22 protein-coding genes are annotated in these 24,908 nt (G+C 52.5%); 14 read left to right on the plus strand and 8 right to left on the minus strand.

Going from position 1 to position 24,908, the window contains the following annotated elements; all coding sequences use genetic code 11:
- The first annotated feature begins 26 nt into the window (after positions 1–26).
- The 4 genes from ACFOLF_RS27510 (at position 27) to ACFOLF_RS27525 (ending at position 3,912) form a co-directional block, all read left to right on the plus strand.
- Entirely contained in the window at positions 27–488 is a 462-nt protein-coding gene (locus tag ACFOLF_RS27510) for a chemotaxis protein CheX (protein WP_210037186.1), read from the plus strand.
- A 121-nt stretch (positions 489–609) separates the two neighbouring features.
- The gene (locus ACFOLF_RS27515; protein ID WP_210037187.1) at positions 610–1,383 is read left to right on the plus strand and encodes an SDR family NAD(P)-dependent oxidoreductase; all 774 of its coding nucleotides are present in this window, start codon (positions 610–612) and stop codon (positions 1,381–1,383) included.
- 29 nt (positions 1,384–1,412) lie between these two features.
- Entirely contained in the window at positions 1,413–3,140 is a 1,728-nt protein-coding gene (locus ACFOLF_RS27520) for a DEAD/DEAH box helicase (protein ID WP_379112889.1), read from the plus strand.
- Between the two features lie 238 nt (positions 3,141–3,378).
- Positions 3,379–3,912, plus strand: coding sequence for a type 1 glutamine amidotransferase domain-containing protein (locus ACFOLF_RS27525; RefSeq protein WP_210037188.1), 534 nt, complete (start codon positions 3,379–3,381; stop codon positions 3,910–3,912).
- Between the two features lie 90 nt (positions 3,913–4,002).
- Here the strand turns inward: ACFOLF_RS27525 and ACFOLF_RS27530 are convergent, their stop codons facing one another.
- Positions 4,003–4,806: an AraC family transcriptional regulator gene (locus ACFOLF_RS27530; protein WP_210037189.1), complete on the minus strand. Its 804-nt coding sequence runs from the start codon at positions 4,804–4,806 to the stop codon at positions 4,003–4,005.
- Positions 4,807–4,920: 114 nt separating this feature from the next.
- On the opposite strand from ACFOLF_RS27530, the gene ACFOLF_RS27535 reads away from it, so the two are divergent.
- Together ACFOLF_RS27535 and ACFOLF_RS27540 are read left to right on the plus strand one after the other, a co-directional pair.
- Positions 4,921–5,694, plus strand: coding sequence for a sugar phosphate isomerase/epimerase family protein (locus ACFOLF_RS27535; protein ID WP_210037190.1), 774 nt, complete (start codon positions 4,921–4,923; stop codon positions 5,692–5,694).
- A 47-nt stretch (positions 5,695–5,741) separates the two neighbouring features.
- Positions 5,742–6,761, plus strand: coding sequence for a Gfo/Idh/MocA family protein (locus ACFOLF_RS27540; protein ID WP_210037191.1), 1,020 nt, complete (start codon positions 5,742–5,744; stop codon positions 6,759–6,761).
- Positions 6,762–7,352: 591 nt separating this feature from the next.
- Here the strand turns inward: ACFOLF_RS27540 and dhaL are convergent.
- From dhaL to ACFOLF_RS27555, 3 genes are all read right to left on the minus strand, one after another.
- Entirely contained in the window at positions 7,353–7,997 is a 645-nt protein-coding gene (gene dhaL / locus ACFOLF_RS27545; protein WP_210037192.1) for a dihydroxyacetone kinase subunit DhaL, read from the minus strand.
- Between the two features lie 40 nt (positions 7,998–8,037).
- Complete coding sequence (locus ACFOLF_RS27550) at positions 8,038–9,039, minus strand: dihydroxyacetone kinase subunit DhaK (RefSeq protein ID WP_210037623.1); 1,002 nt, start codon at positions 9,037–9,039, stop codon at positions 8,038–8,040.
- A gap of 95 nt (positions 9,040–9,134) precedes the next feature.
- Positions 9,135–10,184 (minus strand): LacI family DNA-binding transcriptional regulator, encoded by a 1,050-nt coding sequence (locus ACFOLF_RS27555; RefSeq protein ID WP_210037193.1) that lies wholly within the window; start codon positions 10,182–10,184, stop codon positions 9,135–9,137.
- 486 nt (positions 10,185–10,670) lie between these two features.
- Between ACFOLF_RS27555 and ACFOLF_RS27560 the strand changes: the two genes are divergently transcribed.
- Entirely contained in the window at positions 10,671–11,594 is a 924-nt protein-coding gene (locus ACFOLF_RS27560; protein ID WP_210037194.1) for an aldo/keto reductase, read from the plus strand.
- 328 nt (positions 11,595–11,922) lie between these two features.
- On the opposite strand, the gene ACFOLF_RS27565 is transcribed toward ACFOLF_RS27560, so the two are convergent.
- Both ACFOLF_RS27565 and ACFOLF_RS27570 read right to left on the minus strand, forming a co-directional pair.
- Positions 11,923–12,510, minus strand: a complete 588-nt coding sequence (locus tag ACFOLF_RS27565; RefSeq protein ID WP_210037195.1) for an HAD family hydrolase — start codon at positions 12,508–12,510, stop codon at positions 11,923–11,925.
- 235 nt (positions 12,511–12,745) lie between these two features.
- On the minus strand, positions 12,746–13,870 hold the full coding sequence (locus tag ACFOLF_RS27570) for a GntR family transcriptional regulator (RefSeq protein WP_210037196.1): 1,125 nt from the start codon (positions 13,868–13,870) through the stop codon (positions 12,746–12,748).
- A 199-nt stretch (positions 13,871–14,069) separates the two neighbouring features.
- On the opposite strand from ACFOLF_RS27570, the gene ACFOLF_RS27575 reads away from it, so the two are divergent.
- The 3 genes from ACFOLF_RS27575 to ACFOLF_RS27585 all read left to right on the plus strand — a co-directional run bounded on the left by ACFOLF_RS27575 (position 14,070) and on the right by ACFOLF_RS27585 (position 18,184).
- Complete coding sequence (locus ACFOLF_RS27575) at positions 14,070–16,802, plus strand: alpha-mannosidase (protein WP_210037197.1); 2,733 nt, start codon at positions 14,070–14,072, stop codon at positions 16,800–16,802.
- Between the two features lie 153 nt (positions 16,803–16,955).
- Positions 16,956–17,453, plus strand: coding sequence for a pantetheine-phosphate adenylyltransferase (gene coaD / locus ACFOLF_RS27580; RefSeq protein ID WP_210037198.1), 498 nt, complete (start codon positions 16,956–16,958; stop codon positions 17,451–17,453).
- Positions 17,450–18,184, plus strand: a complete 735-nt coding sequence (locus ACFOLF_RS27585; RefSeq protein WP_210037199.1) for an MBL fold metallo-hydrolase — start codon at positions 17,450–17,452, stop codon at positions 18,182–18,184. The genes coaD and ACFOLF_RS27585 overlap by 4 nt, the downstream gene beginning before the upstream one ends.
- A 78-nt stretch (positions 18,185–18,262) precedes the next feature.
- Here the strand turns inward: ACFOLF_RS27585 and ACFOLF_RS27590 are convergent, their stop codons facing one another.
- Together ACFOLF_RS27590 and ACFOLF_RS27595 are read right to left on the minus strand one after the other, a co-directional pair.
- The gene (locus ACFOLF_RS27590; protein ID WP_210037200.1) at positions 18,263–19,336 is read right to left on the minus strand and encodes a phosphodiester glycosidase family protein; all 1,074 of its coding nucleotides are present in this window, start codon (positions 19,334–19,336) and stop codon (positions 18,263–18,265) included.
- Complete coding sequence (locus tag ACFOLF_RS27595; RefSeq protein WP_210037201.1) at positions 19,333–19,758, minus strand: hypothetical protein; 426 nt, start codon at positions 19,756–19,758, stop codon at positions 19,333–19,335. Before ACFOLF_RS27595 ends, ACFOLF_RS27590 begins: the two co-directional genes overlap by 4 nt.
- 301 nt (positions 19,759–20,059) lie before the next feature.
- On the opposite strand from ACFOLF_RS27595, the gene ACFOLF_RS27600 reads away from it, so the two are divergent.
- The 4 genes from ACFOLF_RS27600 to ACFOLF_RS27615 all read left to right on the plus strand — a co-directional run bounded on the left by ACFOLF_RS27600 (position 20,060) and on the right by ACFOLF_RS27615 (position 24,878).
- Positions 20,060–21,820 carry a glycoside hydrolase family 2 protein gene (locus ACFOLF_RS27600; protein WP_379112882.1) on the plus strand — a complete coding sequence of 587 codons (1,761 nt, stop codon included), beginning with the start codon at positions 20,060–20,062 and terminating at the stop codon, positions 21,818–21,820.
- Between the two features lie 273 nt (positions 21,821–22,093).
- Positions 22,094–22,780 (plus strand): GOLPH3/VPS74 family protein, encoded by a 687-nt coding sequence (locus tag ACFOLF_RS27605; protein WP_210037202.1) that lies wholly within the window; start codon positions 22,094–22,096, stop codon positions 22,778–22,780.
- A gap of 108 nt (positions 22,781–22,888) precedes the next feature.
- Positions 22,889–23,653: an ABC transporter ATP-binding protein gene (locus tag ACFOLF_RS27610; protein WP_210037203.1), complete on the plus strand. Its 765-nt coding sequence runs from the start codon at positions 22,889–22,891 to the stop codon at positions 23,651–23,653.
- Entirely contained in the window at positions 23,637–24,878 is a 1,242-nt protein-coding gene (locus tag ACFOLF_RS27615) for an ABC transporter permease (protein WP_210037204.1), read from the plus strand. Before ACFOLF_RS27610 ends, ACFOLF_RS27615 begins: the two co-directional genes overlap by 17 nt.
- The last annotated feature ends 30 nt before the right edge of the window (positions 24,879–24,908 follow it).

Genomic DNA, 24,908 nt, shown 5'->3' on the forward strand with positions numbered 1-24,908 from the left:
TAGTCGAAAAGGGGCGCTACTTCACGATGAAGGCTGAATATATTAATCCCTTCTTGGAATCCGCAATTATTGTCATCGAACAAGTTGCCCAGATCCGTCCTGCAGCCGGGCAGCTGGGGATTAAGGACGTTAAGTTCGTTGAGAATTACATCTGGATTCAAATCGGCCTTAATGGTCAAATGACAGGCGATATTGTATTCGGCTTAAGTGAAGAGGTTGCCATGAAAATGATCTCGGCGATGATGGGCGGCTATGTAATATCGGAAATTGACGAGATGGGCAAAAGCGCAATATCTGAGCTGGGCAACATGATAAGCGGCAATGCGAGCACCATGCTGTATAACCAGGGTGTCCGGGTGGATATTACCCCTCCTAAAGTCTTGCATTCGGCGCAGGCGGCTGGGTTCAAGGCCCAGAAAGCTCTCACAATCCCTCTTATTATGGAAGGAATTGGCGAACTGGACATACAGGTCCTAATTGCATCGTAACATGTTTTAAGCTCCTGCGGGAGCTTTTTTGTTGCATAAATATATCAAAAGATCCAGATGCGGCTTGTTTTTTTTGCCTAAATGCCCAGCTTGAAGTAAACTGAAGTTCGGGTGATGAACATTGATTCGTAATAAGGTTGTTATAATAACCGGAGGAACAAGCGGTATAGGTGCTGAGACGGCTAAAAAGCTGGCTAAGCGCGGAGCGATTCCAGTTATAACCGGACGTCATGAAAACCGGTTGAAGGAAACATCGGCGGCACTTGATGGCAGACATGGATGCTACCGGATGGATGTTACGGATAATAATGAGATTCAGCAGGTCATCCGGCGTATATATGAGGAGTTTGGCACCATTGATGTGCTTCTTAACAATGCAGGCTTCGGCCTGTTCGAGACTTTCGCCGAAGCGGAAGTGGAACGCTTCGAAAGCATGATGGATACCAATTATATGGGTACGGTAAGATGCGCAAAAGCTGTACTGCCCTATATGCGTCATCAAGGCTTTGGCCATATTATCAATGTGGCCTCCATGGCTGGTAAAATAAGCACGCCAAAAGCTTCGGGGTATGCAGCCACGAAGCATGCTGTGCTGGGGCTGACGAATGCTATGCGGGCTGAGCTGGCACCAATGGGCATTACGGTATCGGCCGTTAATCCCGGTCCGATCGACACGCCTTTTTTGCAGGCTGCTGATCCGGGAGGGACTTATTTCAACAACGTAAGGCGCTTTATGATGACTCCGCAGCAGGTGGCAGACGCAATTGTAAAGATTATCGAGCGGAAGACGCTTGAAGTGGATATGCCATTATCCGCTGCGATCGGTATTCGCTTGTACGGTTTGTTTCCGCGTCTGGCGGATCGTGTTGCCGGGCGCTGGCTCAACCGGAAATAGAAGTGCTTATTATAGAAGGAATGAGGGACATGATGAACGGAACATGGGAATCTTTTGAGCTGAGTCCGCTGCTTGTGGCAGCGCTCGCAGCGAATCATATTGAAACACCGACGGCCGTGCAGGAAGCAGCTATTCCGCTGCTGCTCGAAGGCCGCGATGTATCGGCGAAGTCGCAAACGGGGACGGGAAAGACATTGGCCTATATGCTGCCTGCCCTGCAGCGGGTAGATACGGAAAATTCCGGCGTGCAGGTCATGGTGCTCGCGCCTACGCAGGAATTGGCCATGCAGATATTTCGGGTTGCAGAGCATTACGGGGAGCCGCTTGGCATCAAGACACAGCAGCTCATTGGAGGCGCTGCGATGCAGCGTCAAGTGGACAAGCTCAGGCTGCATCCGCATATTGTCGTGGGTACGCCGGGCCGGATTCATGAAATTATGGCTGCAGGCAAGCTGAAGCTTCATCATATTAAATTGGTCGTGATCGATGAAGCGGATCAGGTGTTTAATCTGGGATCGACCAGAGAGGTAGAGACCCTTCTGAAGGCGATGAAGCGCGATAGGCAGATTGCGTTCTTCTCGGCAACGCGCCCAGTGGAGATGGAGAAGGTGGAAGCAAGATGGATGCGCGAGCCGGAGCGGGTTGATGCCACGGGAAACAGCCAGGCGCTTGAAAATGTAAATCATTATTTTCTTGTCTGCGACAAGAGGGATAAGGTTGACACGGCAAGACGTCTCATTCGCCTGCTGGAGCCCAAAACAGCTCTTCTGTTCATCAATGAAACGGATGAAATTGCCAACTATGAGGCAAAATTCGGTTATGAAGGCTTCCAGATTGAAACGCTCTACGGAGATTCGGACAAGCAGCGGAGAGCCGGTACGCTACAGCGATTTCGCGAAGGCCGAATCCAGTTGATGCTGGCAACGGATATCGCGGCACGGGGACTTGATATTGTGGATTTGCCGCTCGTAGTCCATCTGGACCCTGCTCTTGATGCGGATCATTATGTTCACCGGTCCGGCCGCACAGGCCGGATGGGCAAGCCGGGAACTGTAGTATCCATCGTCACAACGCAGCAGCTGTTTATAATGGATAAGTTCCGCAAGCAGCTGGGCATTGATTTGCGGGAGAAGGTGATGTACCGCGGCAAGCTGGTCGACCTGGGAGACAATGGGGCGGTCCGCGGCAGCAAATCATATGGCAGGCAGTTGGACGAAGCGGCTGCGGCCCAAAGGCGGGCAGGCCGAGAGACAATGAAGAAAACGTTCCAAAGGGCTGGAAGCTCTGCCGATACAACAAAGGATACCGCAAACGCACCGGAGAATGAGAGTCAGTCATCTGCGGACAAGCCGAAACAAGCTGTGAATGGGCATCAGCAGGATCAGCTTGCTGCCACGGCGAGCTCCGGCACAGCAGCGGGAAGTCTGCCCCGGATTGCATCAAGAAAGCCGCAGGCAGGTGGTGCAGAGCTGTCTCGCCGTGCAATAAGTTCATCTTCGGATGGAGCAGCCGAGCTAGCGCCAAGAACGGACAGGGCATCAGCAGGAGCAGGCGAGCGAAAGCCGCTTGGCAGGGCAGCCAAGTCCTTAACTTCGAAGAACGCTGCAACGAAGGGTAAAGGCGGCAAAAAGCAAGGCAAGGGAAAAGCGGAGAAAACCATTCAACCGGTCAAATCGAAGAAAGAAATCGAGCATGACCGCAAGAATAAAGGGGCTCCCAAGTGGCTGAAGGCGAAACGGGAAAACGGGCAAGCTTAAAATCAGAAAATAAGGAATGTAAAACTGAGCAGCGGACGGACCGCTGCTCTTTTTTCTGCGGCCTACCGGGTGATCGAAAAACATGAAATGATCATGTTGATTGGAATAATCAATCAGATCTAATGAGGCTGATTGCTGTTTTGCAGACGAAGCGTCTCAGGTCTTCATATAGTGGGTAATAGACCATATGCCTGCTATTGCAGGTTCTTCTTATCACTCGAGAGGGGAAGTGGACCTTATGATGGAGCATGCGAAGAGGGTAGCTTTCTTATTGGCTAATGACTTTGAAGATTCCGAGATGAAAAACCCTTATGAAGCTATAGTTAAAAATGGCCATGAAGCGGTCATCATCAGTCTGGAAAAAGGTGCGGAGTTGACCGGTAAAAACGGAACGGTCACCTACACGTCGCATCTGTCAGCAGATGAAGCCGATGCGGCTCATTATGATGCAGTCATCATACCGGGAGGCAAATCACCTTCCCATCTGATCGACAGCGAGCCGGTCATCGAGTTTATCAAGCAAATGGACAAAGACCACAAGGTCATTGCGGCGATTTGTCATGGTCCGCAGCTGCTGGTGAGGGCGAAGCTTCTGGAGGGCAGGAATATTACCGCCTATCCGGAGCTGCATGAAGAAATAAATGATGCGGGCGGCCGTTTTATTGACAATGCGGTGGTAGTGGATGAGAATCTGATTACCTCGCGAACGCCGGAGGATGAACCGTATTTTATTGAAGAAACCATCAAGATGCTGGGCGTCGCCGCATATTAAGGGCGTTACGGTTTTAAAGAAAGCGCTGATCTCTCCATCTGGGGAGGTCAGCGCTATTTTTGCGCAAGTGTGCTTCTGCCAAGGCCGGGGCTAGATCTGCTGCTCTCTATATACAGCGGGTGACATGCCAAACTGCCGGCGGAAAATACGATAAAAATAGGAGTAGCTGCCGAATCCGCAGGTCTCGGCAATTTGTTCGAGCGGCATGGTGCTGAATTTCATCCGCTCCATCGCCATGGATAAGCGGACATCCTGGGTATACTGAATAATGGTAACGCCGAAGCATTCCTTGAATAAATGAACCGTGCGGGAAACACTAAGCCCGACATGGCTGGCGACATCCTGAATAAGAAAAGGCCCACCGGCCTGTTCGTCGATGAAATTTTTCATGCGTGTGGCGATAAAGGATTTGCCGTGAAGCACGGACTGTGTGGCGACTGCGCGGTCCAGCCCCAGGCATAAGGAGCGCAGCAAATAATCGGCCATTTCCCGGTCTTCCTGCTCAAACCGCCGTTTCTCAAGGACAAGCGCCCTCCATATGGACAACAGCCGCTCATCGGAAACGATTTTTGTCTTCTGCGGGCGTTCCTTCCTGGCCCACCATTCGTCCAGCCACGGTCCGTTGCAAATGACGAAATAATCGCCGCTCGACGCCTGCGGTTTATCGGCTTCGGTTGTTTGGCTTCCGGCCACGATGTTAAGCTCATAGGGATCTCCGGGCTTGAACAGCAGCAGATCACCGGCCTCAATCCGCTCCATACGGCCATTTACCAGCGCCTCGCAGGAGCCTTCAGTCTGAAGACGGAACAGATAGGTGGACAGGCCTTCGGAATATTCGACCTGGAACGGATGCGAATGATAGGAATAGCTGCAAAGCATCACATCGTTATACATAACGGCTAACCTCATTTAGTAGCATTATTGTTCATGTCATAAGTATATTCTACATCTCCTTGTGGAAGCTTTTCCACTATAATGATTGTCAGATCGGTAAACAGAAGAAGGAGGATGGCAAATATGAAAATCGGCTTGCAATTATATACGCTACGCGACGTTATGGCTTCGGATTTTAACGGAACGCTGCGTCAGGTTGCCGAAATGGGATATGAAGGCGTAGAGTTCGCCGGTTATGGAGGCGCTTCCGCTGAAGATATGCGCGATCTGCTGAAGGAGCTGGGCATTGAGGCTTTCGGAAGCCATGTCAGTCTGCAGCGTCTGACGGAGAATCTGGAAGAAGAAATAGCTTTTTTGAAAACAGTGGGGGCAAGCTATGTAATTTGCCCATACCTTTCGGCGGATCTGCTTAGCGGCGGCGAAGCGTTCTGGCAGGATCTGTTCAAGAAATTTGCCGCTATCGGCAAGCGTTTGAAAGAGGAAGGCCTGGAATTTGCTTATCATAATCATGATTTTGAATTCGCCAGCAAAATCGATGGCGAGTTCGTGTTCGATGCCATGTACAGCCATGTTGATGCCGATCTGCTGAAGGTCGAGATGGATATCGGCTGGGTGCAGTATGCGAAGCAGGACCCGCTTGCTTATATCGCGAAGTATAAAGGCAGACTGCCGCTCCTGCACTTGAAGGATTTCCGCAAGAGTGAAGGCAAGTCGATTGACACCGTCGAGCTGGGACAAGGCGATCTGGCCCTTAACGACATCATCGCAGCAGCCAAGCAGGCTGATGTGGAATGGCTGATAGTCGAGCAGGACACTTGTGCGAACCCGCCGCTGGAATCGGTGCAAACCAGCATGAACTGGTTGAAGGAAAACGGTTATAAAGCGTAAATCCAAATAAACATTCACATTCATGAAAGAGGAGAGTTGTTCATATTATGAGTAAAATCAGAGTGGCAGTCGTTGGCTGCGGATCCATCGCCGAGAAAAGGCATATCATCGAATATGCGCCAAACCCGAATGTAGAGCTTGTTGCATTCTGTGATCCCGTAACGGAGCGTGCGCAGAAATATGCCGACCAATACGGCGCCAAAGCGTTTGCCAACTATGAGGACATGCTTGCCGAGATCAAACCGGATGCAGTCAGCGTCTGTACGCCCAACTACCTGCATGCCACAGTAGCGATTGCGGCGGCCAATGCCGGCGCTCACGTACTTGTTGAGAAGCCGATGGCTGTAACCGATGAGGAAGCCGCAGCGATGATTGATGCGGCCAGCCAGAATAACGTGTTTTTGATGGTGGGACATAACCAACGGTTGATGCCGCCACATGTGAAAGCGAAGGAACTGCTGGAGACTGCAGGACTCGGACGCGTTTTGACTTTCCGCACCTCGTTCGGACACCCTGGACCGGAATTCTGGAGCATCGACGGCCCCGGCAGCTGGTTCTTCCGCAAGGAAGAGGCTATTATGGGCGCGATGGGCGATCTTGGCGTGCACAAGTCCGACCTGATCCGCTATTTGCTGGACGACGAGGTCGCTCAGGTGACAGCGTTCATCGGAACCCTGGACAAGAAGAATACGAAAGTGGATGACAACGCCACGGTGCTGCTTCGTATGAAAAGCGGTGCAATCGGTACGCTGGTTGCCAGCTGGACGTACTATAAAGGCGAAGACAACAGCACGGTGCTGTGGTGCGAGAATGGCGTTATCAAGATCGGAACCGACCCAGAGGATCAAATTATTCTGGAGCTGCGGGACGGCACGGTTGAGCGTTATAAAGTCGGCGCGATCTCGACGAATGAAAAGCAGGAGACAAGCGGAGTTATCGAGGCTTTCGTTGAAAGCATCGTGACGAATACGCCGCCGGTAATCTCAGGTGAAGAAGGCCGCAAGTCGCTGGCTGTCATTTTGGCCGCTTTTGAGTCGCAGGCCAATGGTACGGTTGTCAGTTTGTAGGTTTTACTTTTTAAAAGCCTGATTTCGAGTGCAAGGGATTAAGAATAAGGGGCTTATGCGTAAAAGCTAAGAGCAAAAGCTAAGAGCAAAAGCTAAGAGCAAAAGCTAAGAGCAAAAGCTAAGAGCAAAAGCTAAGAGCAAAAGCTAAGAGCAAAGGCACGCTGCGCGTTCGGATCATTCTTACGATCGCTGTTGTCCCCGGATTTCCTGATTGTATAAAACACTCAGCTGTAGAAATCCGGAGACAAAGGCGACCACTATCGTTTCTCCAGAACGATTCCGCCCGCTCCGCGCTAAATACACTGCAAGTGCAAGTGCCAAGTGCAAGTGCCAAGTGCCAAGTGCCAAGTGCCAAGTGCCAAGTGCCAAGTGCAAGTGCAAATGCTAAGTGCCAAGTGCCAAGTGCAAATTCCAAGTGCCAATTGCAAAAGCATAAAACCTGCAACTTTTTTTGGGGTTGCAGATGAGCCTGGCTCCGGTTATTTATCGGAGCCTGGCTTTTTTTGACTTTTTGAAGTTCTCACGCACTTCTTGTGGAGCAGAAGAAAGCCCCCGTATTTGGACGAGGGCTGGATTTTGCATGTGATTAGCTTAAGCGAGGGATTGGATATAGTTATCGAACCCCTTGAAGAAGAGAGAGCCTACTGTTGCTCCCGGATCCTGGTGACCGATCGAGCGTTCGAGATAACGCCCTGCTCTGCCGTGCCGGGATTGCATGTCGATGGTCGCCTGCGTTCCCTTTGCGGCAGCTTCATAGGCTGAACCGATGGCTTCCTTCAGCGATTTTCCATCCCGCTGGGCCGACTCAATCGCTTCCACCGCTGGAAAGATCGAATCCAGAATGGTTTTATCGCCTACTTTGGCTTTGCCGCGTTCCATCAAGCCCTCCGCCATCGCCCGGGTCAGGGTTGAGAGATCCTCGACACTCAATTCCGTTTTGCCTTGGACGGCTTTGCCTCCGCGAATCAGCGCAGTGGCCATTAAGGTCCCCATCGTCGAGGCAACGGTTTCACCCATGACCATGGCACTTCTCATCAACAGCACACCTGCATTCTCCTCCTGGATGCTGGGCAGGTTATCGACGACAGCCCGGAAGCCTTTGGACATGGTGAGCCCGATATCCCCGTCTCCCAGCGCGCCGTCGAGTTTGCACAAGTATTCTTTGTTTTCGTCCATCAATTTGCCGATTTCCCGCAAAATATTGCGGATGTCTTCCAAATTCAGCGTGTTTTTCATGAGGTTTACCTCCTTGAATAGTAAAAGGACAGCGATTCGTTTAATTTTGAATGCGGAACGGTGTGGTGAACGGGAATTTGAGCAGCTCGCGGAATTCATCATCGACACGCAAGATTGATATGGACATCCCGGCCATCTCCAGGGAGGTGGCATATTCGCCAATATAATGGCTGTAGATTGTAATATCTCTTTGCTTCAACAATTGATGAACGGCCCGGTAGACAATATACAATTCCTCCAGGGGAGTGGCGCCCAGACCATTGATGAGAACGGAAACACTGCCGCCTTTTTCAACCGGCATATCGTCCAGGATGGAGGCTACAAGGGTCTCCGCCACGGAATCGGCCGTTCTCATCTCACCGCGGTGAATGCCCGGCTCGCCGTGGATTCCCATACCGATTTCCATTTCTCCGTCCCCAATTTCAAAAGTGGGACGGCCTACCGCCGGCAGGATGCACGGCGTCATGGCAACGCCCATCGTTCGCACATTGTCGTTGGCCTTCTCGGCAATCCGTTTGACTTCCTCCAGGCTGCCGCCAAGCTCCGCTTTGGCTGCTGCCAGCTTGTACAGATAGAACATCCCGGCAACGCCGCGGCGCTGTTCTTCATGGCCCTTCGGCATCGACGCCACATCATCCGTAGCGACGACCCGCTCAACCTGAATGCCCTCAAGATCCGCCAATTCCATGGCCATATCGAAATTCATGACATCGCCGCCATAGTTGCCGTAGATATAGAGAACGCCTTTCCCGCCGTTAATTGCACGGGTGACATCAAGCATCTGCTGCGAGCTCGGGGAGGCGAAAATATCGCCGACTGCAACGCCGTCCAGCATTCCTTTGCCGACGTAACCGAGAAACAGGGGCAAATGTCCGGAGCCGCCGCCTGTCGCAATCCCCACTTTTCCTTCAACCGGAGCTTCAGCCCGGACAAGAGCACGGTTGTCGCTGCGGACACTCCTCAACTGGTCGGAATGGGCCAGCAGCAGCCCTTCCAGCATCTCCACCGCCACGTTCTCAGGGTCGTTGATCAATTTTTTCATGACAGCTTTTTGTTCGCTCATGAATATAACCTCCGTTTATTTAGTCAATGAAACGTTTCACTGGATTTATAAAAAAACTTCCGGAGCTCTCTTCATCAGGAGTGACTATGAGAACCGCAGGAAGTTCCAATGAACAGCCGGGGCGCTACGATAAATTCCTTCGGTTGGTTATAGCGCATTTTATTTTCGATTCGTTCAAAAAGAATTTCGGCAGCGATTTTGCCGACCTCGTTGAAGTCTTCCTTGGCTGCCGTTAAAGTCGGTCTGAGAATCCCGTAGGGATCAATATCGCCAAAGCCTGCGACTGCAACGTCCCCGGGCACTTTAATATCCATGCTCCATAAGGCTTGAATAGTACCGGCCAGAGACAGCCGATTCGTGGCATAGATTCCCTCCGGAAGACCGGAGCTCCCCAGATGACTGCTCACTGCGCCGGAAATAGACGCAATGTCCGTGCCTGCCTCAAGGAATATCTGCAATTCCGGGTCCAGACCCAGCTGCCCGATCGCTTGGCGGATGCCTTGGTGCCGCTCTTGTTCCACATGGTCCAGAAGCGGCCCATGGATGAACAGCAGACGGCGGCAGCCATGGATGTACAGATGCTGCACAAGCGAGAAGGAAGAATGGATATTCTCATGGACAACGGAATAAAACCGGTTGTACTTCACTTTCCGTTCCACGGTCATGATGGGAATGGAGCTTGGCAGCTGGAGCTCATCCAGTTCGGCTCCCGTGGGAATCGCGATGATGCCGTCGACCCTTTTTTCCTGAAGCCACTGGAACGCTTTCATCTCTTGATCAGAATCATTATTGTGGGAGCAAATAATAAGATTGTAGCTTTTATTTCTGGCCGCGTCCTCAATCGACTTCATCATCTTCGTAATGGAAGGATTGGAAATGTCGTCGACGATGAGACCCAGCAGATGCGTTTTGGACTGCTTCAGGCTTCTGGCGACGGCATTGGGCTGATAGTTGAGCAGAGTTATGGCAAGCAGAACCCGTTCTCTGATTTTGTCGCTCACATAACCCGACTTGTTAATCAGTTTGGATACGGTTCCGACAGAAACGCCCGCCGCCGCCGCTACATCTTTAATCGTTGCGGAAATAAGCCACCATTCCCTCTTCTCAAAACATTTATAAAGCAAGCCTAGAGGGATTTCTCCCGGTCAGAAAAGTGTTAGAAACGTGCAGAAGTTCGCAGTCCGAAAAGCCTGGACCCGAAATTATCATAAAATGAAACGTTTCACTCGTTAAATATAATGGATGTAATGCGAGGGAGTCAACAGCAAATTGTTATCGGTTTCGACCTCCGCCTTGGAATGATGAAACGCACCGGCAGCATCGATTATCTGTTGAAATATAAGAAAGTGAAAGCTTAGCCCTGAAGGTTTCGCTTGACCGGAGCATGGGGACAGGATTGGTCACATGGATAACATGGAGGTAAGTAAGGCAACTTCTTTTCAGTTCTTGTAATCGCTTACCCGCTTTTCTATAATTAAAAATATGATTTGTTTATCCTTCAAGAAGCAGCGGCTAACGCGTCCTCTGGGGGCGCAACAAGTTTCTTCCCTCAGAAATAGAAGCAAATGGTGTTATACTTTCTTATATTTTAAACAAAGGAGATGATGTTCTTGAAGTACAGGACGCTCGGAAAAACGGAGCTTAAGGTATCGGTCGTCGGCGTGGGAACATGGCAGTTCGGAGGCGCATGGGGCAAGGACTTTACCCAGGACGAGGTGGATGCCATTCTGGACAAAGCCCAGGAGGTCGGCATCAATCTGCTCGATACGGCGGAATGCTACGGGCATCATCTGTCGGAGAACTTCATCGGCAATTACGTGGAACGCAGAGGCAGCCGCGATAAGTGGATTATCGCGACCAAGTTCGGGCACAGCGCTCTGGACAAAAATAATTCCTCCCACTGGGCGGCCGATGAAGTCCGCACTCAGCTGGAGGAATCCCTGAAGTCGCTGCGGACCGACTACATCGATCTGTATCAGTTTCACTCGGGACCGGATTCGGTGTTCGACAACGACGAGCTGTGGACGATGCTGGACAAGCAGGTGCAGGCCGGCAAAATACGCAACCTTGGCATCTCGATCGGCAGCAACGATAATTTGCACCAGACGGCCGCCGCCTCGAAAATCAACGCAAAAGCCATCCAGGTGGTCTATAATCGTCTGGATACGACTCCGGAGAATCGTGTATTCCCTTCCTGTATCGAGCAAGATCTGGGCGTACTTGCACGGGTTCCGCTCGCAAGCGGTTATCTGAGCGGAAAATACAAGCCGGGAGCCGTATTTGCAGCTAACGACGTGCGCTCGAATCATGACAAGGAGCTAACTGCGTCCAGGCTGCGCCGGGTGGAGGAAATCAGCAGGACAGAGGTTCCCGCAAACGTCAATATGGCGGAATGGGCCTTGGCCTGGTGTCTGAAGCATCCGGCCGTGACATGCGTCATTCCCGGATGCAAAAGTCCGGAGCAGGTGGAAACCAACGCCAGAGCGGCAAGCCTTGATCTGGTCGCCGATAATCATCCGCAGAGCGTGAGCTAATGCGTTGACTGGTCTTAAACGAGAAAGCCCGACACCGATTATTCATCGGGGCCGGGCTTTTTACTCTTATAAATGCCGGTAAGGTCTGGATGAAAAAACCTGCTGTGCCGCCAAAGAACATCAGGTTTCCTCCCGAACTGGCAGAAAATGTGTCTTATCCTTTTCTGATAGTTTTATGGGAAGAAACTAACTGTGCCGCCAAGCACGGCTTCAGTTGTTTCTTCTTAACCTAATCTGACGGGATGTATAAGTTTCACTCCTGTAAATTTCTAAGTTCCAAGGAAACTAACTGCACCGGCAAGGGGACGACGACAGCCGTTTCTTCTTGTTAGGGCACAAGGAGAGGGATGACCTGGCGTGCCCAGCTTCCGCTGATGTCTGCCCGGAGCGTCTGCCAGCCCATGGACGAGGCCTGCTGCAGGTTGTCCTGCTGATCATCGACATAGAGCGTCGGACTGCCGGGCGGCAGCAGAGAGGCGGCTTGCGCGAAGATGGCGGGACCCGGCTTGCAGGAGCCGAATTCGCTTGATATCGTCATGCTCGTCAGACAATGCCTGACATGTGACAGAACAGGCAGCAGCCATTCTGCCCGATGATTGCTGAGCAGATGAATATCGAAGAATTTACTCCAATACGGTATCAGCTGCAAGGCGGGCAAGGGCTGTAAATTCGCGATGAGGAGCTCACGCGCCCGATCCTCCCGCAGAGCGGGAAATTGAACCTGCAGCCAGTTCCAAAAAGAGGCTTCCCCGGCTTTTCCATTCCATAAATCCTCCCGTATGCACCGCTTATAGCTCTCAACCAGCTGATCGTGAGAGACTGCTGCTTCAGCAGCCAACTGCTGCCATAACAAGGGGGAAAGATTAGTAACAAGTACGCCTCCCGCATCCAGAATAAGCTGGGGTCCTGCCGGCATCACCTGGCTCCTTTCTTTGTCCGTCGTACCGCGAGGAGCGCTCGCCTGCGCAGTACGGCGCAGTATTTAAGATGGTCGACTTTAATAGACCGGTGATGGACTGGCTATGCATGCACAGCCTGTTTAATTCACCAGGCTTTTAAATAAACGAAAGCCTGTATCTTTCCCCGGCTGTAATAGGCCGCATGTATGACAATATCCCGTAAGGAACAGGATAGTTTGAGCTTATTTCATGCTATTCCTGTGCTTCTGCACAAGCCCTGGTCGATTCACGGACAATCAGTTCGGCAGGAAGCACGATTTTGCGCCGCTCCTGCATGGGATTGGCCATCACGGACAGCAGCAGCCGGGCTGCTTCCTGACCGATCAGCTTATCCTGCTGGATGACCACAGTAGGGGGAACAGACCACATATCGCCATACTCCACATCATCGAAGAAGGCCAGGGACAACTGCTCCGGTATTGCGATACCCAGTCTGGCGGCCGTTCTCATCACCTCATAGCCGGTCCCGGAATTCTCGGCGAAGATGGCCGTCGTCTCCCGATGCGTATCCAGGAAGGCTTCGATCCCGGCCGCAGCCGCTCCTGTTAACCGGTGGCTGTGAGGGGAGGGGAGCCCGTTATCGAACAGGGCCTTCTCATATCCGTTCATCCGCTCCTCTACGCTCGTCGTCCCGCTTTTTCCGGTTGCGATATAAGCAATGCGGCGATGCCCCATACGAATAAGATGCGTGGTCGCTTCATATGCACCTCCGCTGTGGTCGGAGTATACGCAATTTGCGGCGATTCCCGGCATGTCCCGGTCGATCAGGACAAGGGGAAAACGCGACAAGGTCAGCTGAACCAGCTCCTCGTTATAATGCTCGCCGTCCACCGGGAAGACGATCAGGCCTTTTACGCCCAGCCGTACCGCCTGCCGAATCCGTTCTCTCTCTGTTTCCTGGGAGTCATTCGTTTTGAAAAACAGCAGGTTGTAGCCCGCCTGCACGAGCACCTCCTCGATCCCGCCAAGGATATGGGCAGTAAAGGCATTCTGCAAACGGGGCATCAGATAGGCGATCGTTTTTCGGGTACCGGCAGGTGCGTCAGCATCGCTGCCTTCGCCGGTATAAATCGGCTTTTCCCCGATTCCAGGGGCGGAGAGAAAGGTTCCCTTCCCTTGAATGCGGTAAATCAAGCCTTCCTTGACAAGCTGTTGGAGCGCATTTTTGACGGTGATACGGCTCACATTAAACGTGGCGGCCAGCTCATGCTCGGTCGGCAGCCGGTCGTCCTTGTTCCAGACCCCCAGCCGTATCTGCTCCAGCACGAAGGAACGAAGCTGAATATATAAAGGGATGCGTTTTTCGGATTGGGTCAAGCGATTCATCTCCAGCCTTAATTTATATAACAAATATACAAGTATACACGGTCTTTGTAAATGTTTAAAAATCCGTTTCAAAGCTATACTGTGCAAGGAAAATAAAACGATTGACGGGGAAATAACAGAGTGATAAGTTAGATTAGAATCAATAGACCATTTATTATTTGTATATTTGTTATATAAAAGGAGAGTGTATATGTCTGATTCCGCTAAAACGGTTCATGTAATCTCCCATTCCCATTGGGACCGCGAATGGTATATGCCTTATGAGAAGCATCACGTGCGCTTGATCGAGCTGATGGATACGCTGCTGGGGCTGATGGAGAGAGACCCCGAATTCCGCAGCTTTCATCTGGATGGGCAGACGATAATTCTTGAGGATTATTTGCAGGTCAGACCGGAAATGAAGGACCGGCTGGAGCATTTTATCCGCAATGGTCAAATCCAGATCGGTCCCTGGTATATTCTTCAGGATGAATTCCTGACCAGCAGCGAGGCGAATATCCGTAATCTGCTGATTGGTCTTCAGGACGCCAGCCAGTATGACAAGGTGTCCAAGATCGGCTATTTTCCCGATTCGTTCGGCAATATGGGGCAGGCTCCGCAAATTCTGCGCCAGGCGGGAATCGATACCGCGATATTCGGCAGGGGCGTGAAGCCGACCGGCTTCAATAATGAATCCTTGGGCAGCTACTCCTCGACGTTCTCGGAAATGCACTGGGAATCGCCGGACGGTTCGAAGGTGCTCGGTATTTTATTTGCCAACTGGTATCATAACGGCATGGAAATCCCTACGGATCCCGAAGAAGCGGAGCTCTATTGGAAAAGAAAGCTGAACGACGCGGAGCAGTTCGCATCAACCCCGCATCTGCTGTTCATGAACGGCTGCGACCACCAGCCCGTGCAGACGGACCTGTCTGCAGCACTGAATACGGCACGCGGAATCCGGCCTGATGTGAACTTTGTCCACTCCAACTTCGATGACTATATCGCCAGTGTCAAAGCTGCGATTCCGGATGACCTGGCCGTTATTCATGGCGAGCTGCGGAGCCAGCAGACCGACGGCTGGTTTACGCTTGCGAATACCGCATCCGCCCGCGTTTATATCAAGCAGGAGAACCAGCGCGGCCAGACGATGCTGGAGAAGGTGGCGGAACCGCTGGCTGCGCTCGCCGCGCTGACCGGCAAGCCTTATCCGCATCATCTGTTCACTTATGCGTGGAAGACTTTGATGCAGAATCACCCGCATGACAGCATCTGCGGCTGCAGCGTCGATGAAGTGCACCGCGAGATGATGACCCGGTTCGCCAAGAGCTACCGGGTGGCGGAGGAAATCGCCGAGGAAAGCATGAAGGCGATTATTTCCAGGATCAATACGGCGGATGCCTTTAGCGGCAAGGACGCGGTTCCTTTTGTGCTGTTCAATACGACCGGCTGGCAGCGGAGCGGCGTCGTACATACCAAAGTCGATATTCAGCGGCTGCCAATGGGCTCGAAGGACAGAGAAGCTCTGATCGATGAATTGAAGCGGATTAATTTGAACGATTACAAGGTCATTGATGATAAAGGACTTTCCGTACCTGCCAGCATCGAGGATTTGGGCGTCACCTTCGGCTATGATTTGCCCAAGGATAAGTTCCGCCAGCCTTACATGGCCCGCTCGGTGCGGATTACGCTTCATGCAGATGCTGTGCCAGCGCTCGGATACCGTACCTATGCGCTCGCTTATGCGCAAGGCGGAGCAGGGTCCGCAGGTTCTTCTGCGGCTGCCGAAGCCGGAGCGGAAGACTCGCGCACGATGGAAAATGAATTTCTGGCCGTGAGCATTCAAGAAGACGGCACCCTTCATGTTGTCGACAAGCGCAATGGACGGGTGTATAAGGATTTGGGCGCCTTCGACAACACGGGAGATATCGGCAACGAATATATTTACAAGCAGCCCGAAGGCGAACAGACGCTGACTACCTTCGGCCATCCGGCCATGATCTCGCTTCATGAGAAAACAGAATTTCACACCAGCTACGAAATTGTTCATGAATGGGAAATTCCGGCGGGAGCGGATGAGAGACTGGCTCAGGAAATGGCTGAATTCGTTCCTTTTCTGCAGCGCAAGGCACAGCGCTCTGACAAGACGGTTATCCTGCGATTGAGCACGCTGGTTACGCTGGAGCAGGGCAATCCTTTTGTCCGCTTCCATACGCGCTTTGACAATCAGGCTGCGGACCACCGTCTGCGTGTGTTGTTCCCTTCTGATGTTGATGCGTCCGTACACCAGGTTGACTCCATCTTCGAAGTGGCTGTCCGCGAGCTTCAGCCGGCAGAGGAATGGCTCAATCCAAGCAATGCCCAGCATCAGCAGGCGTTCGTGAACGTAAGCGACGGGAATGGCGGCATAACCGTTGCCAATCTGGGTCTGAACGAATATGAAGTTCTGCGCGACGGACGCAATACGATCGCCGTTACCCTGCTGCGCGCCGTTGGCGAGCTGGGGGATTGGGGCGTGTTCCCGACGCCGGAAGCGCAGTGTATCGGCGAGCATTCCGCCGAGTATCTGTTCATCCCCCATGAAGGCGGAGAGGGACGAGAGAAATCCTATGCGATGGCCTATCAGGAGCAGGTGCCGTGGATGTCGGTTCAGACTGCAGTGCAGGAGGGAACATTGCCTGCGGAACACCAGTTTGTGGAATGGTCAGGGGCGAATATGGCGCTGTCGACGGTGAAGATTGCCAAAGCGACGGGCGATCTGATCCTGCGCTGGTTTAATACCACGAATCAGCCGACCGAACTCTCATGGAGCAGCAGCCAGGCTGCCCGCTGGTATAAAAGCAATGTGATTGAAGAGGTGGTAGAGCCTCTGCCGGAAAGCGGGAGCCCGCTGCCGGTCGGCCGGGCGGAAATCGTAACGGTAGGCGGATCATTGAGCGGATAATAGACGCAGTATAGGCTGCAAATAGAGGCTGTCGGGGGCGCATTCATAGAATGCGGGCCTGGCGGCCTCTTGGTTGTTGCTTGTTCTAATGTTACAATGCAAGGAGAATCGGCTGTCGCCGCTCTAGGCGGCGCAGGTAAAGGGAGAATGATCATGAAGGCTGTCTACGCAGGGAGCTTTGATCCTATTACGCTTGGGCATGTATCTGTCATTGAACGTGCGTTTAAATTATTCAAAACGATACATATCGTAGTCGCGAACAACCGCTCGAAGAGTCATTTGTTCTCCCTGGAGCAGCGGACGGAGCTCGTGCAAAGCTCCATTCCGGAGTCGTATGCGGCACGGACGGTCATTGCCCCTTATGAAGGGATTGTGGCCGATTATATCAATGCCCACGGAATCGGCGCGGTAATCAGGGGAATCCGCAACGCAACGGATCTGGAGTACGAGCTACAGCTGGAGCAGTATATCCGCAATACGACGGAAGCGGAAACGGTCTATTTATCCCCTTATACGCAGCATATGCAGACCAACAGCTCACTTGTCCGGATGTTTTTTCAATCGGGCAAGCATGAGCTCGCAAGCAACTATATGGCGCAGGATGCTTATAATCTCGCATTGCTTTATGAATTGGGAGGGAAAAGAAAATGAAAATAACGGTACTGGGACCTTGGGGCGCGTACCCCAAAGCCGGAGAAGCGACAGCCGGTTATTTGCTGGAACATGAGGGGTATTCCCTTCTGATTGACTGCGGCAGCGGCGTACTGGCGCAGGTGCAGCGTTATATCCCGCTGAACAGGCTGGATGCGGTTATAATCTCGCATAAGCATCACGATCATGTTGCCGATTTGGGCTGCCTGCAGTATGCCTGCCTGATCGATACCGATCTGGGCAACCGGAGCCAGCCGCTGCCTGTTTATTTTGCCGCGGAGGCGGATAAGGACCTGACTTACCCACCGATGATGGGCACGGAGATCCACCGGATCGAAGCGGGAGAGAAGCTGAGCTTGTTCGGACTTGATTTCACTTTCTTCAAAACCTTTCATGAGGCTTACTGTGTGGGCATGATTATCAATATTGGGGACCGCAAGCTGGTGTATACCGCGGATACCTATTATGATGAATCGTTGATCGCGCATTGTGCGGAGGCCGATGTGCTGATCGCGGAAACCTCCTTCCACAAGGAGATCGCAGACGCCCGTAAATACGGCCATATGAACAGCGGAGAGGTCGGAAGACTGGCCAATCAGGCGCGTGTCAAAAGCATTGTTCTAACCCATCTGCCGCATTTTGGCCCCATCGATCAGCTTGCCGCGGAGGTTGCCGAGAACTATGAAGGACCGATCGGGACAGCCTTCTGCGGCATGGAGATTCTATTGTAAAATCATCGATTCGTTAAGCCAATGATCATAGAGAAGCCCCGGTCGCATCGCGCCGGGGCTTATAGGCTATTGCTTCTTTTATTCGAAAAACAGGAAGTTCGTCGGGAGCGCCCGCAGCGCCCCATCCGAAGGATGGTTCACTACTCTGCCGTTGAAGACCAGCGAGGAAGAACCGCCGCCGTCCAGATTGTATCCGTCAATGGCACCGAAACGGGACAGCAGAATTTGCATCTCCGCAAGCGTCGCACCCGAGCTGCCGTTCTCATTACGGCCATCGACGACGAGGAACAGCAGCTGATTATCCTTATAATTGGCGATGGCCGTGCGGGGAGCGCGCAGCGGACTGCTTTTCCATTTGTCCGGGATTGTCTGCGTAATCCCGTTCTTCAGCAGAACAGGCACGAAAGAGGCGCCGAACTTCGGCTTCTCCTTGTCGAGCTGCGATTTATCCGCGTATTTGCCGCCGATCAGCTCCATTTGGTCGTTCAGGCCAACGAAGAACAAGTCCTTGTAGGTCGGCTGGAATCCGCTCAGATACTCCCCGTTGATGACCGTTGTGCTGAGCGGATAGCGTTTGCCCCGGTCGTCCGCAAAGCCGCCTGCATTTACACCGGCAACCGCCTTATAGCGCCTGACCGCAGACAGGGTGGTTTCGGCGCTGCCATATTTGTCCTGACCGAGCACCATCTTCATGCCTTTGTCCGTCTTGAGCTTCACCTTAAGCGCATAGCCGCTGAAATTCTGCGCATGCACGGCAAACAGCTGGGCCTGCAAATTATCGGATTGGATGGTTTGCATCGGAGTGCCGATTTTTCTCGTAATGCGTCTATCATATATTTTAGCCGGACGGCCCACCTGGGCGGATGCCGTCTTGGCGATGCTGTTCATGCTCGCATTGGTAGCTTGATAAAGGGCGATTGATTTTTTCAGCGTTTGGGCCGTCGCAGTGGCTGTCTTCTTGGCTAGATCCAGATCGCCCAGAAGCTGGCCGGTCTGCTTCGTAATTGCGGGAACGGCTGCGGCATCCTTGGGATAAGCGGTGCCGGGCAGCGAAATCGACATATTGGAATACAGCAGCCATATAAACAGGCCGATAAAAGGCGCGCATGTCAGCAGACAGAAACGGTTGAATTGTTTAATGGTCATGGTCATTTCAAGACATCCAGACTTTTTTTCAGCTCGTCCAGCTCTTTCTTGACCTCGCTCATTTGCGTATACAGCTTGTTGCTGTTATCCGTCTTGTTGCTGGCATTATCCTTGGTGAATTCCAGAAGCTCGTTAAGGGCGTCCACTTTGCCTTGAACCTTGGTTATTTGACCGGAGAAATCCGTCTGAAGCTGCTTGATCCGGTTCTGGTAATCGGTCTGCATAGCGGAGATCTGCTGGGCGGTCTGCTGGCTGATCTCCAGTGTCATCTGTTCTTTGATCTGGTCGGTATACCAGATGGCTCCGGTGACGCCGCCGGCTATCAGAATGATCCATACCGATACAAAAAGCAGAAATGTCGATCTTCTTTTGCGCGGTACCGACTGCTCTTGCCGGTTGTATGTAGTTGTCTGGATGTCGGTATTCATTACATCAATCTCCTCTTAATCTTCTTTCCATAGAATAGAGACGCTGGCAGGGCAGGGAAAAGTTGCATGTTTTTTTGAACGGCGGTAGCGGATTCTTCTTACGAATCTATATTTTAGCATAAAAAAGATAGCAGGGCAGGGAAGCGGGACCGTTTTTCGGAAGATTTAACAAAAACGCCATAAAAGAGTAAGAGATAGGGAGCTTTTATTTTCAATTATTTTTTCATAACACTCTTAATATATTAAATGTTTGAAGTTCATAGATAATATGCTATACTCAAAAAAAGCTACAGGAGGTCAAATGATGCTGCAATTTGAAGTGGACAAAGAATACCCGAGGCCGCAGTTTTATCGTCAATCCTGGATGAGTCTGAACGGAGTTTGGGAGTTCCGTTTCGACGATGAATCTGAAGGGGAGCGTGCGGGCTGGCATAAGGATGTTCCGGGTGACCGCCGAATTATTGTTCCTTTTACGTATGAGACGAAGGCAAGCGGAATCGGCGAGGAGAAGTTTCATCCTGTCGTATGGTATGAACGCGATCTGGAGATTCCGGGGGAGTGGATCGGTAAGCGGATCAGACTGAACTTTCAGGCTTCCGACTATCTGACGAAGGTGTGGGTCAATGGCACGGCTGTGGGCCGGCATGAAGGCGGTTACACCGCTTTTTCCTTCGACATTACAGAAGCATTGAGAGAAGAAGGAGCCAATAAGCTGACGGTCCGTGTCGAGGACAGCAACAGCTGCAATATTCCCCGCGGCAAGCAGCGGTGGGTACCGGAGAATTTTGGCTGCTGGTATGTGCAGACGACAGGAATTTGGCAGAGTGTCTGGCTGGAGGCCGTGGAGCCGCAGTATATCGATTCAGTGAAGATGACGCCGGATGCCGACAAAGGGACGATAAAATTTGAGTATGATGTGCGCGGCAGCGAGCTTGCGGAGGGGCTGAGCCTGAAAACAAGGGTCACCTTCAAGGGAGCCTTCATCCGCGAGCTGCAGCAGACGGTCGACCGTGCCCAGACGAGCGTGGAGATGGACCTGCTGAGCGAAAATGTCGGGGAATGGAAATCGGCGCATTTGTGGTCGCCCGAGCGTCCCAATCTGTATGAGGTCGAATTCACCCTGCTCCGAAACGGTGCACCGGTGGATCATGTGCAGTCATACTTCGGCGTCCGCAAAATATCGATTCAGAATGCCCAGGTGCTGCTCAACGGAACGCCGCTCTATCAGCGCCTGCTCCTGGACCAGGGCTATTGGAAGGATTCGCATCTGACGGCGCCTTCAGCCGACGCGCTGATCGAGGATATCGACAAAGCGATGGCCTTCGGCTACAATGGCGTGCGCAAGCACCAGAAGGTGGAGGATGCAAGGTTCCTTTACTGGTGTGACCGGAAAGGTCTGCTCGTCTGGTCGGAAATGCCGGCTGCTTATGAGTTCAACGACGACGCTGTGCAGCGTTTTACCCGGGAATGGATGGACGCGGTGCGCCAGAATTATAATCATCCAAGCATCGTCACCTGGGTGCCGTTCAACGAATCATGGGGCGTCGGCAGTATTGCCCGCGACTACAAACAACAGCAGTTCACCGTGGCGATTTATCATCTGACCAAAGCATTCGACGCCATGCGCCCGGTTATCGTCAATGACGGATGGGAGCATACGGTGTCGGACATTATTACCCTTCACGATTATGAGGAGCGGGGAGAAGCATTCGCGGCCTGGTACGCGGACAAGGATGCGATTTTTGACAAAGCGTTCAACAGAAGCAAATTCGCCATGGCCGGGGACTATGCCTACAAAGGCCAGCCCATCCTGATCAGCGAATATGGCGGGATTGCCTTCAATTCGGAGGAAGGCTGGGGCTACGGCAACCAGGTGAAGACGGAGGAGCAGTTTATCGAGCGCTTCCGCAGCATTACAACGGCGATCAAGCAGCTGCCCTATGCATGCGGGTTCTGCTATACCCAGATCACCGACGTTCAGCAGGAGGTTAACGGCTTGATGAATATCGACCGCGAGCCAAAAATTGATCCGCAAATTATAAAAGCCATCAATCTTGCCTAAGAAATAACCGGATGCTTCTTGGCCAGTCCGCCGTCATAAACTTATGACGGCGGACTGGCTTTTTGAACGATCAGAATCTATAAAAATTCTTATCCTTTTTCAGATATTTTTATGAGCTGAAACTGACTTTACCGCCAAAGGGACGGTGTCAGCCTTTTTCTCTTAACTGGCAGTGTCACGGGCATTCGCCTTAATTGCAGGTGGGGCGTTTATTCTGCGGAGGGGTAAGTGTAAGAAAAGATACAGATGCAAAAGCTGGAAGGGGGATTTGTTATGGGTGGAGAGTTGACACTGGCGCAAGAGTTCGTCTTAATGGCTGTCCAGGTTCAGCCGAACAACAAAAGCCGTCTGTACCGTTCCTACTTGCAGATCTATTCCATCGGCGGAGCAATTATTGAAATGCTGCTGGACGGCCACATTACCTGGAATAAAAGGGAACAGCTGGTCGAGGAAACGCCCTGCGCCTGCCAGTGCAGCGGTAAATCCCAGATTCTGGAGTTGATCCGAAGTACCCGAAAGCTCAAGACGATGAGAGCCTGGATGAGCTATTTTGCTTACCGGACCAAAATCCGCGAGAATACGTTCGAGAAGCTTGTAGAGCCTCTATTGATAGACGGGCAGCTCCGTGAGGAGAAGATCAAAGTGATGCTGATCTTTACTTCCAGACGCTATATCGTCAGCTCGCCCGTCAAAGATGCGATTATCCGCCGGCTCAGATATGAACTGCTGGAGAATGGAGAGGTCGATGAGCAGACCGCAGCCCTTGCCATGCTTCTGGATGTCAGCAAGCAGTTAAGGAGATTTTTCTCCGAATACGAGCAAATGGAGCTGAGCAGGAAGCTTGAGAACCTGCATACCGAGCAAAGCGGCAACTGGAGAGCCATTGAGCAGATAAAAAAAGCGATCCGGGACATGGAGGCAACCTCCGCGGCTATTATCACAACCACTTCTTCCGCCTGATGAAGACAGAGGGCTCTTGACTGGTTATCGCGAATGACAATAATGGCATCCGGGCGGATTTCGCTTGGATGTTATTTTTCGGTATAATAGCTATTGAGGTGAGTAGTGATGGAACCGGTGTTGCACGTACAACATTTAACAGGCGGATATAGTCCGCGAAAGCCTGTGCTGCATGATCTTTCCTTTGAGGTGCGCCCCGGGGAAATGATTGGCCTGATTGGGCTCAATGGTGCTGGTAAAAGCACAGCTATCAAGCATATTCTGGGGCTGATGCAGCCGCATAAGGGCGAGGTCCGCATTCAGGGCCATACGCTTGCGGAGCAGCCGGAGCATTACCGCAGCGCGCTTGCTTTTGTCCCGGAGACGCCGCTGCTGTTTGACGAATTGACGGTGGAGGAGCATCTGCGTCTGACCGGAATGGCTTACGGGATGGAGGAATCCATCTATAAGGAACGTACGGAAAGCCTGCTGGATGATTTCTACATGACGGGCAAAAGGCGCGCATTCGCCGCGCATTTGTCCAAGGGAATGCGCCAGAAGGTCATGATTATGAATGCCTTGCTGGCCCGTCCGCCGCTCTATATCATTGATGAGCCCTTTCTGGGCCTGGATCCACTCGGTATCCGTTCCCTGTTGGATCAGCTCGTCGAGGTCACCCGGCAGGGATCTTCTGTATTTATGAGCTCGCATATTTTGTCTACGGTCGAGAGCTACTGCCATCGGTTTATCGTCCTCCATCAAGGCAGAATTATTGCCCAGGGGACGCTTGCGGACGTTTGTGCGGCGGCAGGTCTGGCAAGGGGCGGCGAATCGCTGGAGGAAGCTTTCTACCGGCTTGTCGCGGATGGGGGATCCCATGGACCGGTCAGTTGAGACATTGTGGAGCACGCGTGCGCGCGCTTTTTGGAAAGAGTCGATGCCATACATAAGCTCTATGGTCCAGAGCGGCGTGCCGCTGGTGACCTCGTTTCTGCTCATTGCGGGCTTTGCCGGCTACACCACGCTGATTCACCAGGTGAGCCTATCTTTCCCTTTTGCGTGGGTCGGCGTGATTGTGCTGACGCCTGTTGTGTGCTGGAATCCTTTGCGGACGTGGCTGCGGGAAGCCGATACAGTGTTTCTCGTGCCCCGCGAAGCGCAGATGGGCCGATATCTCAGGCGATCTTTCCTTTATAACGGAATTACAGGGCTGATCGGAGCGGCCGTCATTTGCCTGGTGTACAGCCTCCTTTATGTGAAAGGTCCGGGCCTGCTTGTCTGGCAGCTGCTGCTGCTTGCGGTTCTTGTCATGAAACTGCTGAATGCCAGAGCAGCCTGGAGAGAGCGGCAGCTTGCCTGGATTGGCTCGAGGCGCGGCATGCGGGTTCTGCGGTGGATCGTCACGGCGGTGGGTGTGGCCGTATTATTGAAGGCTGAGCCTTGGCTGGGAGCTGTCTATATGATCGCGGCTGTTGGTGTAATGGCTCTGATCTACCGCGGATTGCGAAGCTATCCGATGCCCTGGCTTACGCTGATCGCGGATGAGAATGCCACGCGGCGGCGGTTCAATACGTTCTTCAGCGCTTTTGCGGATGTGCCGGCAGAGAACGCCCAGGTTTCCGCGAGGAGGTACATGTCATGGCTCCCGGCGCGGCTGACTTTCAGCAAGAAGAACGCCTTCGCTTATTTATATGCCCATACACTCATTCGTACCGAGCTTGGTTCAATCGTGCTGAGGCTGACTGTTTTCGGCATCTTCGCCAGTTTTCTTGCCGCTAATTCGGCGCTATGGTCGGGCTGGGGTTCTGCCGGTGTGTGTCTCCTGCTGCTGTGGCTTGCGGGCATACAGCTCAGTTCGCTCGTGCAGTCGCACCGCCATTCCGTCTGGCGCCATCTTTATCCGCTGCCGGATGAATCGCGTTTGTCGGCGCTGATCAAGGTGGACCGCACCGGATTGCTGGTGTGCGGGGGGCTGATCTGGCTGCCGCAGGCGATACTTCTGCCCATTCGCGGATATCCGATTCCAGCCGCAGCTGCGGTTCTGCTCATTATCTTGTACGTGTTTGGCTTGCGGCCGGCCCGCACGAAGCGCAGCTTTTTGGGCGAATCTGATGATTGACCGCTCTTGCTTCTATTAAAAAAAGCAGGG

The sequence above is a fragment of the Paenibacillus sepulcri genome (assembly GCF_042647105.1).
GTDB classification, from domain to species: domain Bacteria; phylum Bacillota; class Bacilli; order Paenibacillales; family Paenibacillaceae; genus Paenibacillus_Z; species Paenibacillus_Z sepulcri.

Excerpts from the sequence above, each read along its gene's own strand:
- ACFOLF_RS27530 (WP_210037189.1), bottom strand. The coding sequence starts at position 4,806 with ATGTATAACGATGTGATGCTTTGCAGCTATTCCTATCATTCGCATCCG.
- ACFOLF_RS27600 (WP_379112882.1), top strand. The coding sequence starts at position 20,060 with ATGATGCTGCAATTTGAAGTGGACAAAGAATACCCGAGGCCGCAGTTT.
- ACFOLF_RS27535 (WP_210037190.1), top strand. The coding sequence starts at position 4,921 with ATGGCAAATATGAAAATCGGCTTGCAATTATATACGCTACGCGACGTT.
- ACFOLF_RS27550 (WP_210037623.1), bottom strand. The coding sequence starts at position 9,039 with ATGAAAAAATTGATCAACGACCCTGAGAACGTGGCGGTGGAGATGCTG.
- dhaL (WP_210037192.1), bottom strand. The coding sequence starts at position 7,997 with ATGAAAAACACGCTGAATTTGGAAGACATCCGCAATATTTTGCGGGAA.
- ACFOLF_RS27525 (WP_210037188.1), top strand. The coding sequence starts at position 3,379 with ATGATGGAGCATGCGAAGAGGGTAGCTTTCTTATTGGCTAATGACTTT.
- ACFOLF_RS27575 (WP_210037197.1), top strand. The coding sequence starts at position 14,070 with ATGTCTGATTCCGCTAAAACGGTTCATGTAATCTCCCATTCCCATTGG.
- ACFOLF_RS27510 (WP_210037186.1), top strand. The coding sequence starts at position 27 with ATGAAGGCTGAATATATTAATCCCTTCTTGGAATCCGCAATTATTGTC.
- ACFOLF_RS27565 (WP_210037195.1), bottom strand. The coding sequence starts at position 12,510 with ATGCCGGCAGGACCCCAGCTTATTCTGGATGCGGGAGGCGTACTTGTT.
- ACFOLF_RS27520 (WP_379112889.1), top strand. The coding sequence starts at position 1,413 with ATGATGAACGGAACATGGGAATCTTTTGAGCTGAGTCCGCTGCTTGTG.
- ACFOLF_RS27615 (WP_210037204.1), top strand. The coding sequence starts at position 23,637 with ATGGACCGGTCAGTTGAGACATTGTGGAGCACGCGTGCGCGCGCTTTT.
- ACFOLF_RS27540 (WP_210037191.1), top strand. The coding sequence starts at position 5,742 with ATGAGTAAAATCAGAGTGGCAGTCGTTGGCTGCGGATCCATCGCCGAG.
- ACFOLF_RS27610 (WP_210037203.1), top strand. The coding sequence starts at position 22,889 with ATGGAACCGGTGTTGCACGTACAACATTTAACAGGCGGATATAGTCCG.
- coaD (WP_210037198.1), top strand. The coding sequence starts at position 16,956 with ATGAAGGCTGTCTACGCAGGGAGCTTTGATCCTATTACGCTTGGGCAT.
- ACFOLF_RS27590 (WP_210037200.1), bottom strand. The coding sequence starts at position 19,336 with ATGACCATGACCATTAAACAATTCAACCGTTTCTGTCTGCTGACATGC.
- ACFOLF_RS27595 (WP_210037201.1), bottom strand. The coding sequence starts at position 19,758 with ATGAATACCGACATCCAGACAACTACATACAACCGGCAAGAGCAGTCG.
- ACFOLF_RS27605 (WP_210037202.1), top strand. The coding sequence starts at position 22,094 with ATGGGTGGAGAGTTGACACTGGCGCAAGAGTTCGTCTTAATGGCTGTC.
- ACFOLF_RS27585 (WP_210037199.1), top strand. The coding sequence starts at position 17,450 with ATGAAAATAACGGTACTGGGACCTTGGGGCGCGTACCCCAAAGCCGGA.